This window comes from Crossiella sp. CA-258035 (assembly GCF_030064675.1).
In the GTDB taxonomy this organism is placed as follows: Bacteria; Actinomycetota; Actinomycetes; order Mycobacteriales; family Pseudonocardiaceae; genus Crossiella.
This window is the reverse complement of sequence record NZ_CP116413.1, coordinates 7,886,536-7,899,523: the sequence shown is the minus strand read 5'-3', so window position 1 is coordinate 7,899,523 and position 12,988 is coordinate 7,886,536. Positions and strand designations below refer to the sequence as shown.

Below are 12,988 nucleotides of genomic sequence, written 5' to 3'. Positions count from 1 at the left end.
CATGCGTCTTCCCTCCCCCTCGCGTCTGCTCGCCCTGACGCTGCTGCTCTGCCTCGGGCTGGCGGGCCCCGCCGCCGCCCAGCCGACCGCCACCTCCGCCGGCGACCCGAGGGCCACCGCGCACCCCGGCAACGCGACCACCTGCGCCCAGGCCGGCCTGCCCGGTCAGCTGATCAGCGGCCAGCTGACGCTGAACATCAGCGGCGGCAGCCACCTCACCGTCACCGCGGTCCCGCTCGGCGTGACGGTGACCGGCATCGTGGTCAAGGGCGGCGACAACCACAACGTGTACCTGCCGGGCGCGCTCGGCCTGCTGCCCTGGCCCGGCCTGCACTCCCCGCTGGTCGGCCAGAAGGGCAACGTCCCCGACATCAGCCACTGGTTCGCCTGCGGCACCGGGCAGACCACCACCAAGAGCACCACCAAGGCCACCAAGAGCAGCACCGCCACCACGACCACCGGCGGTGCCACCACCTCCACCACCAGCCGCGGCACGACCACCACCACCCTCGCCACCACGCCGCGCACCACCGCGCCCACCAGCACTCCGGTCCCGGTGCCGGTGGCCCACGACGACGAGCTGGCCAGCACCGGCTTTGACAACGGCTGGCTGCTCGGGCTCGGCGCGGTGCTGCTGCTGGCCGGTGGCGTGGCGCTGGCGCTGGCCAAGCGGCGGCCGCGGACCGGTCGCTGAATCGGGCCGGGACGCGACGGCGTGCACACAACGAACGGCTAACGAGCCAGTAGCGGGGGCTGTGCCAGCGGCGATGTGACTGTTGGATGCAAGCCTCCCCATCTTGAGCAGGAGCCCCCGCTGATGCACGCCCCCGCACCCGTCTTCCGCCGTGCCCTCGCCCTGGCCGCGGTGGTCCTCACCACCTGGCTCGGGGCGGCCGGCAGCGTGGGGGCCGACCCGCAGATCCCCTGGTCCGGCGACGAGCGGGCCACCCCGGTCGCCGGGGTGGCCGCAGGCTGCGCGGCGGTCGGGCTGGCGGGCGAGGTGGTCGAGGTCACCGTGACGAAGGACCCCCGGTACCTCACCGTCACCGCGAAGGACCCCGGTGTCACCCTCACGGGGGTCGTGGTCCAGGGCAGGCCCGGATACAACATCTATCCGGCGTCCGCGTTCACCGGACTGCCGTGGGAACGGTTGCACGCGCCACTGGAGTCGCCGTCGCAGCCGCAGAAGCCCGCGCTGACCACCAACTGGTTCGCCTGCGGGAGCAAGACCACGACGACAACCACGCAGACCACCACGACCACGAAGACGACCACCACCACGACGACCACGAAGACGACCACGAGCACCACCACGCCGACCACGCGTCCGACCGGCGCCACCACCTCGTCGACCACGAGCCAGCCCCCGGTCACCAGCACGACCCCGCCGCCCGTGGTCACCAGCAGCACCGGCCCCGGCCTGGCCACCACCGGCTTCGACGGCGGCTGGCTGATCCCGCTGGCGGCCGGGCTGATCCTGCTCGGCGCGGCGGCGCTGGTCGTGCCGCGCCTGCTCCGTCGCCGCGGCTGAGGCCGGGAAGGGGACCAGGATGACGCTCACCGAGGACGAGGCGGCGCCGGCCCGCACCCGCCGGATCGCCTGGCTGGTGCCGGTGGTGACGGTGGCGCTGGGACTGGTGGTGGCCTTCGTCGGCGTCGGCGTGCTGGCCAACCGCTACGAGCCGTTCCGGGTGGAGACCTCCGCGATGGAGAACACCCTGGCCCAGGGCACCAAGTCGATCACCAGGCCGGTCACCGGCGGCGGCGCGTCCGTGCAGCGCGGCGACGTGGTGCTCTTCGACGCGGGCCGCGCGGGCTGGCCGGGGGCCGAACGCGGCGAGCAGCTGGTCAAGCGGGTGGTCGGCATCGGCGGTGACACGGTGACCTGCTGCGACGCCCAGGGCAGGCTGGAGGTCAACGGCCGCGCCATCACCGAGCCCTACCTGCGCACCGACGACCCGGCCACCGGCGGCCCGTACCAGCCGCCGCGGTTCTCCGTGCGGGTGCCGCAGGACCGGATGCTGGTGCTCGGCGACTACCGCGGCAACTCCCGCGACTCGCGGGCCTTCCTGGACACCGAGTTCAAGGGCACCGTGCCGCGCGATGCGATCAAGGCGGTGGTGGTCGCGGTCTTCCGCGACGGCGTCCGGCAGGTCTCGCCGAGCAGCGCGTTCACCGACGCCGGGCTGGCCGGGGCGGCCGAGACCGACCACGGCTACCGGTACGCGTTCTGGGCCATCGTCTCCGGGGTGGCCCTGGCGTCGGCCGCGCTGCTGTGGCTGACCGTCGTCGGCGCGCTGGCCTGGCGGCGCCGACGACGGCAGCGTTCGCTCAGCCCTTGAGCAGGCCGGTCATCTCCGCGATCTCCTTCTCCTGCGCGGCGACGACCTCCTGCGCCAGCTGCTTGGCCTCGGCCGACTGACCCTGCGCCAGCTCGGTCCTGGCCATCTCCACCGCGCCCCGGTGGTGCTCGACCATCATGGTCAGCCAGCGCCGGTCGAAGTCCTCCTTGCGCGCCCCGAGCAGCTCGTTCATCTGCTCGGCGGACATCATCCCGTGCGCGCCGTGGCCCTCGTGCTCGCTCTTGACCGGGGCGTTCCACGACTTCAGCCAGCCGGTCATCTTGTCGATCTCCGGCTGCTGCCCGTCCTGGATCCGCTTGGCCAGCTCCAGCACCCTGGCGTTCTCGGTGCGGCCGGGGGCCAGCTTGCTCATCTCCAGCGCCTGCTGGTGGTGCGGGACCATGCCCTGGGCGAAGGTGACGTCGGCCGCGTTGTGCGCGGCCGAGGCGGTGGCCGAGGTGTGGCCGTGCCCGGCGGGCTCGCCGCCCCCGCAGGCGGTCAGCGCGACCGCGGCGAGCACGCCGAGACCGGCCAGGACCAGCTTGTTCTTGCGCATGACAAAGCTCCTCTAGTGCTGACGAATATGACTGAGACGGGGAAACCCGGTCTCGTCAGCGGCGCAGCACGCAGAGGGTGTCGAGGTCGAAGAGCTTGACCGGCGGCCCGCGCGGGATGGTCCGCACCAGGTGGGCGCGCAGCCCGGTCAGCGCGGCCGCCGGGTCCCGGCGCAGCCAGCCCAGCAGGTGCAGGGCGAGCAGGCCGATCGCGGTGACGATCAGGCCGAGGCACAGGTGCAGCAGCGTGGAGTCGTGCCCGCCGGGCGCGGAGCCCGGGTCGCCGTGGGATCCGGCGTGGTGCTCGCCGTGGTGTCCGGCGGCGGCCACCGCGGCCTGCTTGCCCTCGCCCGGATGGGTGACCTGGTGCATGGCCAGCACGCTGAAACTGATCGTGAACACCAGCAGCGCGAGCCCCAGCACCCGCATCGGGCGTGGTCGGAGCGCTGTGGTCACCTGCCCAGCCTAACGTCACACCCCGACCTGCCAGCCCAAGCGCGCCCGCTCGCGGCTCGCGGTCTACGATTCCCATGCGCGGTCTGCCTACGCATGCCCGCAACCAGCAAGTGCAGGTGATTACCAGGTCAACAGGCCAGTGCAGGAGGCACCGTGACGGCCGTAGCCCCTCAGCCGATCGCCACGCGTCCGTTCCCGACGCGTCAGACGGTCAAGGGTTCGTTCCTGCTGCGGATGCTCCGCACCACGGACCACAAGCAGATCGGCATTCTGTACCTCGTCACCTCGATCGCCTTCTTCATGGTCGGCGGCGTGATGGCTCTGCTGATCCGCACCGAACTCGCCCTGCCGGGCATGCAGCTGCTCTCCCAAGAGCAGTACAACCAGATGTTCACCATGCACGGCACGATCATGCTGCTGCTGTACGCGACGCCGATCGTCTTCGGCTTCGCGAACTACATCCTGCCGCTGCAGATCGGCTCGCCGGATGTGGCGTTCCCGAGGCTGAACGCCTTCTCGTACTGGCTGTACCTCTTCGGCGGCCTCACCGTGATGGCGGGCTTCATCACCCCTGGCGGCGCGGCCGACTTCGGCTGGTTCGCCTACACCCCGCTGTCCAACGCCATCCACTCGCCCGGCATCGGCGCCGACCTGTGGATCTCCGGCCTGGTGGTCTCCGGTCTGGGCACCATCCTCGGCGGCGTGAACATGATCACCACGGTGCTGTGCCTGCGCGCGCCCGGGATGACCATGTGGCGGATGCCGGTGTTCACCTGGAACATCCTGATCACCAGCCTGCTGGTGCTGATGGCCTTCCCGATCCTGACCGCCGCGCTGCTCGGCCTGATGGCCGACCGGCACCTCGGCGCGCACGTGTTCGACCCGGCCAACGGCGGCGTGATCCTCTGGCAGCACCTGTTCTGGTTCTTCGGGCACCCGGAGGTCTACATCGTCGCGCTGCCGTTCTTCGGCATCGTCTCGGAGATCTTCCCGGTGTTCAGCCGCAAGCCGATCTTCGGCTACAAGGCGCTGATCTGGGCGACCATCACCATCGCCGCGCTGTCGGTGACGGTGTGGGCGCACCACATGTACGCCACCGGTGCGGTGCTGCTGCCGTTCTTCGCCTTCACCACGTTCCTGATCGCGGTCCCGACCGGCATCAAGTTCTTCAACTGGATCGGCACCATGTGGCGGGGTCAGCTGACCTTCGAGACGCCGATGCTGTTCTCGGTCGGGTTCATCATCACCTTCCTCTTCGGTGGCCTCACCGGTGTGCTGCTCGCCGCCCCGGCGATCGACTTCCACGTGTCGGACACCTACTTCGTGGTGGCGCACTTCCACTACGTGCTCTACGGCACCATCGCCTTCGCCACCTTCGCCGGGATCTACTTCTGGTTCCCGAAGATGACCGGGCGCCTGCTGGACGAGAAGCTCGGCAAGCTGCACTTCTGGACGACCTTCATCGGTTTCCACCTCACCTTCCTGGTCCAGCACTGGCTGGGCAACGAGGGCATGCCGCGCCGCTACGCCGACTACCTGCCCAGCGACGGCTTCACCACGCTCAACTCGATCTCCACGATCGGCGCGTACCTGCTCGGCGCGTCCACGCTGCCGTTCATCTGGAACGTGTTCAAGAGCTACCGCTACGGCGAGGTCGTCAAGGTCGACGACCCGTGGGGCTACGGCAACTCGCTGGAGTGGGCGACCTCCTGCCCGCCGCCGCGGCACAACTTCACCGAGCTGCCGCGGATCCGTTCCGAGCGGCCGGCCTTCGAGCTGCACTACCCGCACATGGTGGAGCGGATCCGGGCCGAGGCGCACGTGGGCGGCAAGCACAAGACCGCCGTGCTGGACGCGCCGGCCGCGCCGTCGGAGGTGGCCGCCAACTCCACGCAGTCGCCGGAGCAGCACGACGAGGATCCCAAGTCCAAGTGAGCTGAGCGCCGAACGGGGTAACCCCCGGATGCGGCGCACCGGCTCGACGACGAGCCCCACAACCGCCCGCGAGGGTGGCTGTGGGGCTCGTCTCTTTTCCGGGCCCGGCATCGAGCCCGCGGCCCCCGACTCCAGGAGACTCGGCAACCGTGAGTACCCGCAAAGCCACCACCGTGCTGATCACCGTCACCGGCCCGGACAAGCCCGGCGTCACCTCGGTGCTCTTCGCCGCGCTGACCAGGCACGGGGTCGAGGTGCTCGACGTCGAGCAGGTGGTGATCCGCAGCCGCCTGGTGCTGGGTGTGCTGGTCTCCACCACGCACGACCCGGAGGGCCTGCAGGAGCGGACCGAGCAGGCCATGGCCAGCGTGGGCATGCACGTGGACGTGGAGATCGGCGCCAGCGAGCGCTCCTCGGCCCGGCACGGCTCCAGCCACGTGCTGGTGGTGCTGGGCCGCCCGGTCACCGCCCGCGGCTTCACCGAGGTCGCCCGCAGGCTGGCCGCGCTGGGCGCGAACATCGACTCGATCCGCCGGGTGGCCGACTACCCGGTCACCGGCCTCGAGCTGGCGGTCTCGGCCAGCGAGCACACCCCGGAGGCCGACGCCGAGCTGCGCGCGGCCATGGCCGAGGTCTCGGTGCGCGCCCAGGTGGACGTCGCGGTGGAGCAGGCCGGGCTGACCCGGCGGGCCAAGCGGCTGGTGGTCTTCGACGTGGACTCCACCCTGATCCAGGGCGAGGTGATCGAGATGCTGGCCGCGCACGCCGGGTGCGAGGAGCAGGTCAGGGAGATCACCGAGGCCGCCATGCGCGGCGAGCTGGACTTCACCCAGTCCCTGGAACGCCGGGTCGCCCTGCTGGCCGGACTGCCGGCGAGCATCCTGACCGAGGTCGGCCGCACCCTGGAGCTGACCCCCGGCGCCCGCACCACCATCCGCACCCTGCGCAGGCTCGGCTTCCGCTGCGGCGTGGTCAGCGGCGGCTTCACCCAGGTCATCCAGGGCCTGGCCGAGGAGCTGCGGCTGGACTTCGCGGCCGCGAACGAGCTGGAGATCGAAGACGGCAAGCTGACCGGCCGGGTCACCGGCGAGGTGGTGGACCGGGCGGGCAAGGCGGTCGCGCTGCGCCGCTTCGCCACCGAGTACGGCATCCCGCTGGCCCAGTGCGTGGCGGTCGGCGACGGCGCCAACGACATCGACATGCTCAGCACCGCGGGCCTGGGCGTGGCCTTCAACGCCAAGCCCGCGCTGCGCGAGGTGGCCGACACCGCGCTGTCCCAGCCCTTCCTGGACGCGGTGCTGTTCGTGCTGGGCGTGACCAGGGCCGAGGTGGAGGCCGCCGACGCCGCCGACGGCCTGGTCGAAGAACGCATCGAGGTCGGCTGACATGCTCGAACCCCTGGCCGCCCGCTACGCCACCTGGCTCGGCCTCCCCGCCCAGTCCACAGCGTCCATGCTCGACCCTGCGAGCAGGTCTTCGGGAGACACCACCGACGAGGACCCGGCCACCGTCCGCGCCATGCCGATAGTCCTGCGCATCGAACGCCAGGACCCCGCCCCGCGCACGGCCCTGCTGGAAGCCGCCGCCACTGCCGCCCTGGCCGTCTGCCTGGCCCCAGAGGCCCAGCCCGAAGGCGAGTGGCACGACGAGGTCCGCGCCTGGGTCGACGGCCGCATCCGCAAGGTCTCCCGCCGCGCCCGCGGCGCGCACTGGGACGCCATCCAGGACCTCCCCGGCATCACGGTCACCCACGACGGCGCCGAGGTCCGCGCACTGGTCCCCGGCCTGGTCGCCGAGTCACCCCGGGTCCTGTCCCGCCTGCAGATCTCCGGCAGCGAGCTCCCCGAGGACAACCCCGGCCCACCCCCCGGCGACCGCCCCGTGCTGTGGCTCAACCCCAAGATCGAGATGACCGTCGGCAAGGCCGCCGCCCAGGTCGGCCACGCCACCATGATCGGCGCCGCCCTGCTCCCGCCCGAGGACCTGGCCCGCTGGTCCGAGCAGGACTACGCCTGCGCCGTCCGCACCGCCACCCCCGCCGACTGGGCTGAGCTGCTACCCGGCCCCGACCCGGCGCTGGCCTGGCGGGAACGCCGGGTGGCCGCGGTCCGCGACGCGGGCTTCACCGAGGTCGCCCCCGGCACGGTCACGGTGCTGTTCAGCTGGCCGCACTGACCAACGCGTGCAGGTGCATGTCGTGCCACCCGTCGGCATGCCGGACCGAGCTGCGCAGCACCCCCTCCTCGGCGAACCCGGCCCGCTCCGCCACCCGGCAGGAGGCCACGTTCTCCGTTGAGTGCCGCAGGTACAGCCGGTGCAGCCCCAGCTCCTCGAAGCTCCACCGCACCACCCGCCGAGCCATCCGCGCCGCCACCCCGCGCCCCCGCGCCGACGGCAGCACCCAGTAGGACAGCTCGGCCGTGCCCTCCACCAGGTCCACGCTCCGCAACCCGGTCTGCCCCACCGGCCGGTCGTCCACCCCGACCACAGCCCAGCTGGCATCCCGCTCCTCCCGCCAGCGCGTCTGCCAGCCGGCGATCCAGTCCCGAGCTTCCTCGGCGCTGTCCAGCCTGCGCACGTGCCAGCGCTGGATGTCCGGGCAGCCGAAGGCTTCCCGCACCACCTCGGCGTCTTCCGGTCGCCAGGGCCGCAGGGTCAGCTCCTCGTCGACGGCGAGGCGGGGCTGGGTGCGGGCGCGCAGGTGACCGGCGGGCAGGGCGGGTTCGACCAGGATCGGCACGGGGTCATTCTCACGTCCCGCACGGGCGACACGCTCAGCTCTGGTCGAAGGCGACCTTGCCGGTACGGCGATAGCGCACCGCCGGGCTCCGCACCTGTTCTTCCGTGGCCTCCACCAGACCTTCCTTGCGCAGGATGCCCAGCCACCTGGTCACGGTCTTGTCCGTCAGCCCGGTCGCCGCGGCCAGCTCCGTACGGGAGAGCTCGCCGTCGGCCAGCGCGTCCAGGATGTCCGCCCGCCGATCAGCCCGGCCCTTCGGCGTCTCACCCGCGACGCGGGTCCTGATGAGCCCGCGGGCCAGCCGGTATCGGGTCCACCGGCGAGTGCCGACCTGCTCAACGAGTTCGCGCGCGATCAGGTCGCTCAGCTCTTGTGTCGCCACCCGCGAGTCGACGCGGGTCGCCTGCCGGTACGTCTGGTTGTCGAGCAAGCCTCCGTCGCGCAGGATCGCCAGGCCGACGCACTGGCTCGGGGAGAGGCCGCGCTCGCCGAGTGAGTTGATCCAGTCGATCACGTCGGTGCTGAGCAACGTGTGGTTCGGGAAGGTCACCCGGAAGCTGCTCACCCGGTTCCTGAACTCGGGCGCGCTCAGGTGCGCGGACCGGAGTGCGGCGAGCATCGTGCGGATGCCGGAGCCGCGGTTCTCGCAAATCGCCCTGCTGCTGCCGGGCAACGGCACGTCCTCGAGAATCCGTAGCAGGGCGGCGTTCCTGGCGGAGGAGACGCCCTCTTCGCCGAGCCGCTCCTCGGTCACCGGCCCGAACAGGCCGCCGGGACTGCGCATGACCAGACGGTCCGGGTACATCTCCACCTGCACCTGGGTACCGCGTGACTCGCTGGAGAGATCACGATGCACCAGGGCGTTGACCACCGCCTCCCGCAGGGCGGCCTCCGGATACTCCCAGTCGTCCGCGCGCCCCGCGCCGCGGACGACGGACCTGCGCGCCATGTTCTTCCGCAGTGCCAGCAACGTGTCGCGCACCATCACCGGAATCGGCCCTTCCGCCACCACGTTGTCGACGAAGCGCGCACCGGTGTCGGGGTCGGCTCCGTCGACAGTGGGGTAGTGCACAAAGGTGATCATGAGCTGTGGGAAGTGCTCCTGCGGGAAAGTTCCCAGCGCGAGCAGTCCGCCGAGGGAAGCGACATCCGCGCCGCTACCGTCGGGAACAAGTGCCCGGACCCGCCGCAGCACCGCAAGGTCATCCAGTTCGCCGTAGGCATACGGCCTGCGAGTGCGGAGCCGGGAGACGAGTTCGGCGACGAGCGCGGGGTCGAAGTCCGCCAGGCTGGTGTTCGGAACAGGTTCCTCGTCATGACGCGGCTGGCCCCGGTTCGCGAGCAGGAGCTGAACCTCGTAACTGGTCATCCGGTAGTCACCGTCACCGAGCCGCAGATAGCTGCCCTGGTTCATCCCGGCACCACGGTAGAAGCAGGGCTTGCTCCCCAGAGCGAGTTCCGGGACCTCGGGGACCGAGCGTCTCACGCACTGACTTCGGCAGGCCGCCTGCCGCCTTCTTGGCTTCGACCGCGGCGACGTCGCTGCCGAGAACGCGGAGGTTCTCCACGATCTCGGCAAGCTCCTCGTCCAGCACGACCCCTCCAGCATGCTCACTGATGAGTCAACATACTAGTTGGCATGCTAGTTGGCATCCCAACTGGGGATGACCTCAGCCGAACCAGGCCAACGTGATCGGCTCCGCGGGCGGTCCCGCCTTGAGCGTGCGCAACAGGTCGGCCAGTCCGATCGGGGCCACCTGTTCCGTGATCGACTCCAGTTCGCCGACCGGCCACCAGCGGTGCCCGAGCAGGTGCGAGAGCTCGCCTTCCTCCTGGGCGGTGATGTCCACGGTGAAGGCGGGCACCCGCAGCTGGAAGTAGTACTCGGTGGCGAAGGTCGGCGTCCGGCTGAAGGTCCACATCCCGGAGGTGGTCGCCACCACCGGCCCGACCTGCTCCGGGCTGACCACCAGCCCGGTCTCCTCGCGGAGCTCCCTGGCCGCGGCCACCGCCAGCGGCTCGCCCTCGTTGACCCCGCCGCCCGGCGTCGACCAGCAGTTCCGCTCGTTGGCGGGGCCATATCGGTTGTGGAACAACAGGATCCGGTCATCTTCGTCCAGCAGCAGGATTCGCGCGCTGACCCGGACGCGGTGCGGTGTATCCCCCATGTGATGACGATAACCCGAAGAGTTCTCGCTCACTATCTCTGTGAGGTGGAGAATTTTCGGTCGATCTTCTGATTTAGTTGCCAGGTGACGGGCGGTCCGGATGGCCGCCCGCTGGTATGAGAGGAACTCGATGTCGAAGGTGTTCTCCCGCAACGGTTTCCGCCGGATCGCCGTGGCTGGTGCGGTCCTGGTCGCCCTGGGTGGCGTGACCGCGCCGATGGCGTCCGCGGCGACCTCGGCGGCCGCCTGCACGCCGGTGGTGCTCAAGAAGGTCCTCACCTCGGCCGACAGCGGCGGCATCGGCGTCGTGTTCACCTACTCCGGCACCGTCTCGGAGAAGAGCGCCAAGTACCTGCCTGCCGGGGAGAAGCCCGCCCAGGACGGCAGCGGCGACCCGATCGCGGTCAAGGGCAACGCCTTCATCCGCCTGGTCGTCTCCTGCTACAACTGGACCCAGGACACCTACCGCGGCCCCAAGCGCATCCCGGGCGAGGGCGCGGTCAAGGAGATCGTGCACGGCGGCACCTTCGAGGGCCAGCAGACCTGGTACATCGGCGTGGACCGCAAGCGCGCCTTCGACGACCTGAGCCGCGGCGCCAGCGTCTCGCTCAAGGTCAAGGTCTGACCTCCGTCTCCGGGGGCCGCTCTCAGGTGTCGATGCGCTTGAGGGCGGCCTTCACCACGTCCGGGTCGGTGGTCATCCAGAACGGCGGCAGCGAGGCGCGCAGGAACCCGCCGTAGCGCGCGGTCACCAGCCGGGAGTCCAGCACCGCGATCACGCCCTTGTCGTCGTTGGCGCGCAACAGCCTGCCCGCGCCCTGCGCCAGCAGCAGCGCCGCGTGGGTGCCCGCCACGGTGAGGAAACCGTTGCCGCCGCGGGCCTGCACCGCGCGCTGCCGGGCCGAGGCCAGTGGGTCGTCCGGGCGCGGGAACGGGATCCGGTCCATCACCACCAGTTGCAGCGACGGGCCCGGCACGTCCACGCCCTGCCACAGCGACAGGGTGCCGAACAGGCAGGTGCGCACGTCCTCGGCGAACTTGGTGACCAGCTGGCTGGTGGCGTCCTCGCCCTGGCACAGGATCGGGAACTCCACCCGCTCGCGCAGGGCCTCGGTGGCCTGTTTGGCCGCGCGCATCGAGGAGAACAGGCCGAGGGTGCGGCCACCGGCGGCCTGCACCAGGCCGGTCAGCTCGTCCAGGTAGGCCTCGGCCAGGCCGTCGCGGCCGGGGGAGGGCAGGTGGCCCGCCACGTAGAGGATGCCGCTGGAGCGGTGCTCGAAGGGTGAGCCGACGTCCATGCCGGTCCACTCTGGACTGTCCGAAGTGGACGGTGGAGCCTTGTCGGTGGCGGTGCCGCCGGACTTGCGGTCGGCCGCGGCGTCCGGGTCGCCCGCCGCCTTGCCCGCGCCTGCCAGGCCCCACTGGCGGGCCAGGGTGTCGAAGCTGCCGCCGAGGGCCAGGGTGGCCGAGGTCAGGATCACCGTCTTCTGCGCGAACAGGCGCTCGCGGAGCAGGCCGCCCACGCCCAGCGGGGCCACCCGCAGCGAGGGGGTGCGGTTGAAGTCGCCGAAGTCCCCGGCCAGCCAGACCACGTCGTGCCGCTTCTCCGGCTCGGCCTCGAAGGCGGCCAGCAGCCGGACCGCGGTGTCGTGCACCTCGTCCAGCATGGACAGCGCCAGCTTGCGCGCCGCGGTGCCCTCGATGTCCTCCTTGCGCTCCGGCCCGAGCGCGCTGATGCAGGCGTGCGCGGCGTTGCGCACCGCGGCCAGCGCCCCGGCCAGCACCTGCGGCAGCTGGTCCAGCCTGCCCGGCTCCAGCTCCTGCAGGGTCAGCGCCAGGTTGTCCGCGGCCTCCAGCAGCCGGTCCGCGATGTCCTGCTCCACCAGCCTGCCGCAGCGCCGCGCGGCCACCGCGATCGCGGTGCTGGTCAGCTCCTGGGTGGCCACCGAGGTGACCCGGTCCACCAGGTCGTGCGCCTCGTCCACCACCACCACGTCGTGCTCGGGCAGGACCTTGTAGCCCTCCAGCGCGTCGATGGCCAGCAGCGCGTGGTTGGTCACCACCACGTCCGCCCGCCCGGCCTCGGCCCGCGCCCGCTCGGCGAAGCAGTCCTGGCCGATCGGGCACTTGGCCGCGCCGACGCACTCCTTCGCGGTCACCGAGACCTGCCGCCACGCCTGGTCCGGCACGCCGGGCACCAGCTCGTCCCGGTCGCCGGTCTCGGTCTCCGATGACCACTCGTGCAGCCGTTTGACGTGCCTGCCCATGGCCGAGACCTGGAACGGGTCGAACAGCGCCTGCTCCTCCGGCTCATCCGGCGCGCCGGTGTGCACCCGCTGCATGCACAGGTAGTTCCGGCGGCCCTTGAGGATGGCGAAGGTGGGTGTGCGGCCCAGCAACGGCTTCAGCGTCTTGGCCAGCCGCGGCAGGTCCCGGTCCACCAGCTGCCGCTGCAACGCGATGGTCGCGGTGGAGATCACCACGGTGGCCGACTCGGTGACCGCGTGGTGCACCGAGGGCACCAGGTAGGCCAGCGACTTGCCGGTGCCGGTGCCGGCCTGCACGGCCAGGTGCTCGCCGGTGCGGATCGCCTTGGCCACCGCCTCGGCCATGTCCACCTGACCGGGGCGTTCGGTGCCGCCCACCCCGCCCACCGCCGCGGCCAGCAGCGTGCGGACGTCCGGGACCTTCGTCAGGTTCTGCTGGAGGGTGAGGGCTTCGGGCACGCGGGCAACGCTACCGCGAGCCGCCGACAAGCTTGTCCTCCGGCGATACGGTGGTGTCGCAGCCAGT

13 protein-coding genes are annotated in these 12,988 nt (G+C 71.3%); 7 read left to right on the top strand and 6 right to left on the bottom strand.

All coding sequences use genetic code 11. The features are described from left to right. Nucleotide 1: 1 nt before the first annotated feature. The 3 genes from N8J89_RS35605 to lepB all read left to right on the top strand — a co-directional run bounded on the left by N8J89_RS35605 (nt 2) and on the right by lepB (nt 2,342). Nucleotides 2-694: an LPXTG cell wall anchor domain-containing protein gene (locus tag N8J89_RS35605; protein ID WP_283661328.1), complete on the top strand. Its 693-nt coding sequence runs from the start codon at nt 2-4 to the stop codon at nt 692-694. 123 nt (nt 695-817) lie between these two features. Then, a complete protein-coding gene (locus N8J89_RS35600; protein ID WP_283661327.1) occupies nt 818-1,531 on the top strand; it encodes a hypothetical protein in 714 nt (237 codons plus the stop codon). A 19-nt stretch (nt 1,532-1,550) separates the two neighbouring features. Further along, nucleotides 1,551-2,342 carry a signal peptidase I gene (gene lepB, locus N8J89_RS35595; RefSeq protein WP_283661326.1) on the top strand — a complete coding sequence of 264 codons (792 nt, stop codon included), beginning with the start codon at nt 1,551-1,553 and terminating at the stop codon, nt 2,340-2,342. Here the strand turns inward: lepB and N8J89_RS35590 are convergent. Further along, complete coding sequence (locus tag N8J89_RS35590) at nt 2,332-2,898, bottom strand: DUF305 domain-containing protein (protein ID WP_283661325.1); 567 nt, start codon at nt 2,896-2,898, stop codon at nt 2,332-2,334. The two genes, lepB and N8J89_RS35590, sit on opposite strands and share 11 nt — an antisense overlap. A gap of 55 nt (nt 2,899-2,953) precedes the next feature. Continuing rightward, a complete protein-coding gene (locus N8J89_RS35585) occupies nt 2,954-3,352 on the bottom strand; it encodes a hypothetical protein (protein ID WP_283661324.1) in 399 nt (132 codons plus the stop codon). Between the two features lie 153 nt (nt 3,353-3,505). On the opposite strand from N8J89_RS35585, the gene ctaD reads away from it, so the two are divergent. The 3 genes from ctaD (at nt 3,506) to N8J89_RS35570 (ending at nt 7,462) form a co-directional block, all read left to right on the top strand. Next, nucleotides 3,506-5,287, top strand: coding sequence for an aa3-type cytochrome oxidase subunit I (gene ctaD, locus N8J89_RS35580; RefSeq protein ID WP_283661323.1), 1,782 nt, complete (start codon nt 3,506-3,508; stop codon nt 5,285-5,287). Between the two features lie 149 nt (nt 5,288-5,436). Then, nucleotides 5,437-6,672 carry a phosphoserine phosphatase SerB gene (gene serB, locus N8J89_RS35575; protein WP_283661322.1) on the top strand — a complete coding sequence of 412 codons (1,236 nt, stop codon included), beginning with the start codon at nt 5,437-5,439 and terminating at the stop codon, nt 6,670-6,672. A gap of 1 nt (nt 6,673) precedes the next feature. After that, nucleotides 6,674-7,462, top strand: a complete 789-nt coding sequence (locus N8J89_RS35570; RefSeq protein WP_283661321.1) for a peptidyl-tRNA hydrolase — start codon at nt 6,674-6,676, stop codon at nt 7,460-7,462. Here the strand turns inward: N8J89_RS35570 and N8J89_RS35565 are convergent. The 3 genes from N8J89_RS35565 to N8J89_RS35555 all read right to left on the bottom strand — a co-directional run bounded on the left by N8J89_RS35565 (nt 7,446) and on the right by N8J89_RS35555 (nt 10,195). Next, complete coding sequence (locus tag N8J89_RS35565; RefSeq protein ID WP_283661320.1) at nt 7,446-8,027, bottom strand: GNAT family N-acetyltransferase; 582 nt, start codon at nt 8,025-8,027, stop codon at nt 7,446-7,448. The two genes, N8J89_RS35570 and N8J89_RS35565, sit on opposite strands and share 17 nt — an antisense overlap. A 34-nt stretch (nt 8,028-8,061) precedes the next feature. Beyond that, nucleotides 8,062-9,441, bottom strand: a complete 1,380-nt coding sequence (locus tag N8J89_RS35560; protein WP_283661319.1) for an ATP-binding protein — start codon at nt 9,439-9,441, stop codon at nt 8,062-8,064. Nucleotides 9,442-9,697: 256 nt separating this feature from the next. Further along, nucleotides 9,698-10,195 carry an NUDIX hydrolase gene (locus N8J89_RS35555; protein WP_283661318.1) on the bottom strand — a complete coding sequence of 166 codons (498 nt, stop codon included), beginning with the start codon at nt 10,193-10,195 and terminating at the stop codon, nt 9,698-9,700. Nucleotides 10,196-10,325: 130 nt separating this feature from the next. Here N8J89_RS35555 and N8J89_RS35550 point away from each other — a divergent pair, with 130 nt between their 5' ends. After that, nucleotides 10,326-10,820 carry an AMIN-like domain-containing (lipo)protein gene (locus tag N8J89_RS35550; protein ID WP_283661317.1) on the top strand — a complete coding sequence of 165 codons (495 nt, stop codon included), beginning with the start codon at nt 10,326-10,328 and terminating at the stop codon, nt 10,818-10,820. Between the two features lie 22 nt (nt 10,821-10,842). On the opposite strand, the gene N8J89_RS35545 is transcribed toward N8J89_RS35550, so the two are convergent. Next, nucleotides 10,843-12,921, bottom strand: coding sequence for an ATP-dependent DNA helicase (locus N8J89_RS35545; protein ID WP_502868369.1), 2,079 nt, complete (start codon nt 12,919-12,921; stop codon nt 10,843-10,845). Nucleotides 12,922-12,988 lie beyond the last annotated feature (67 nt).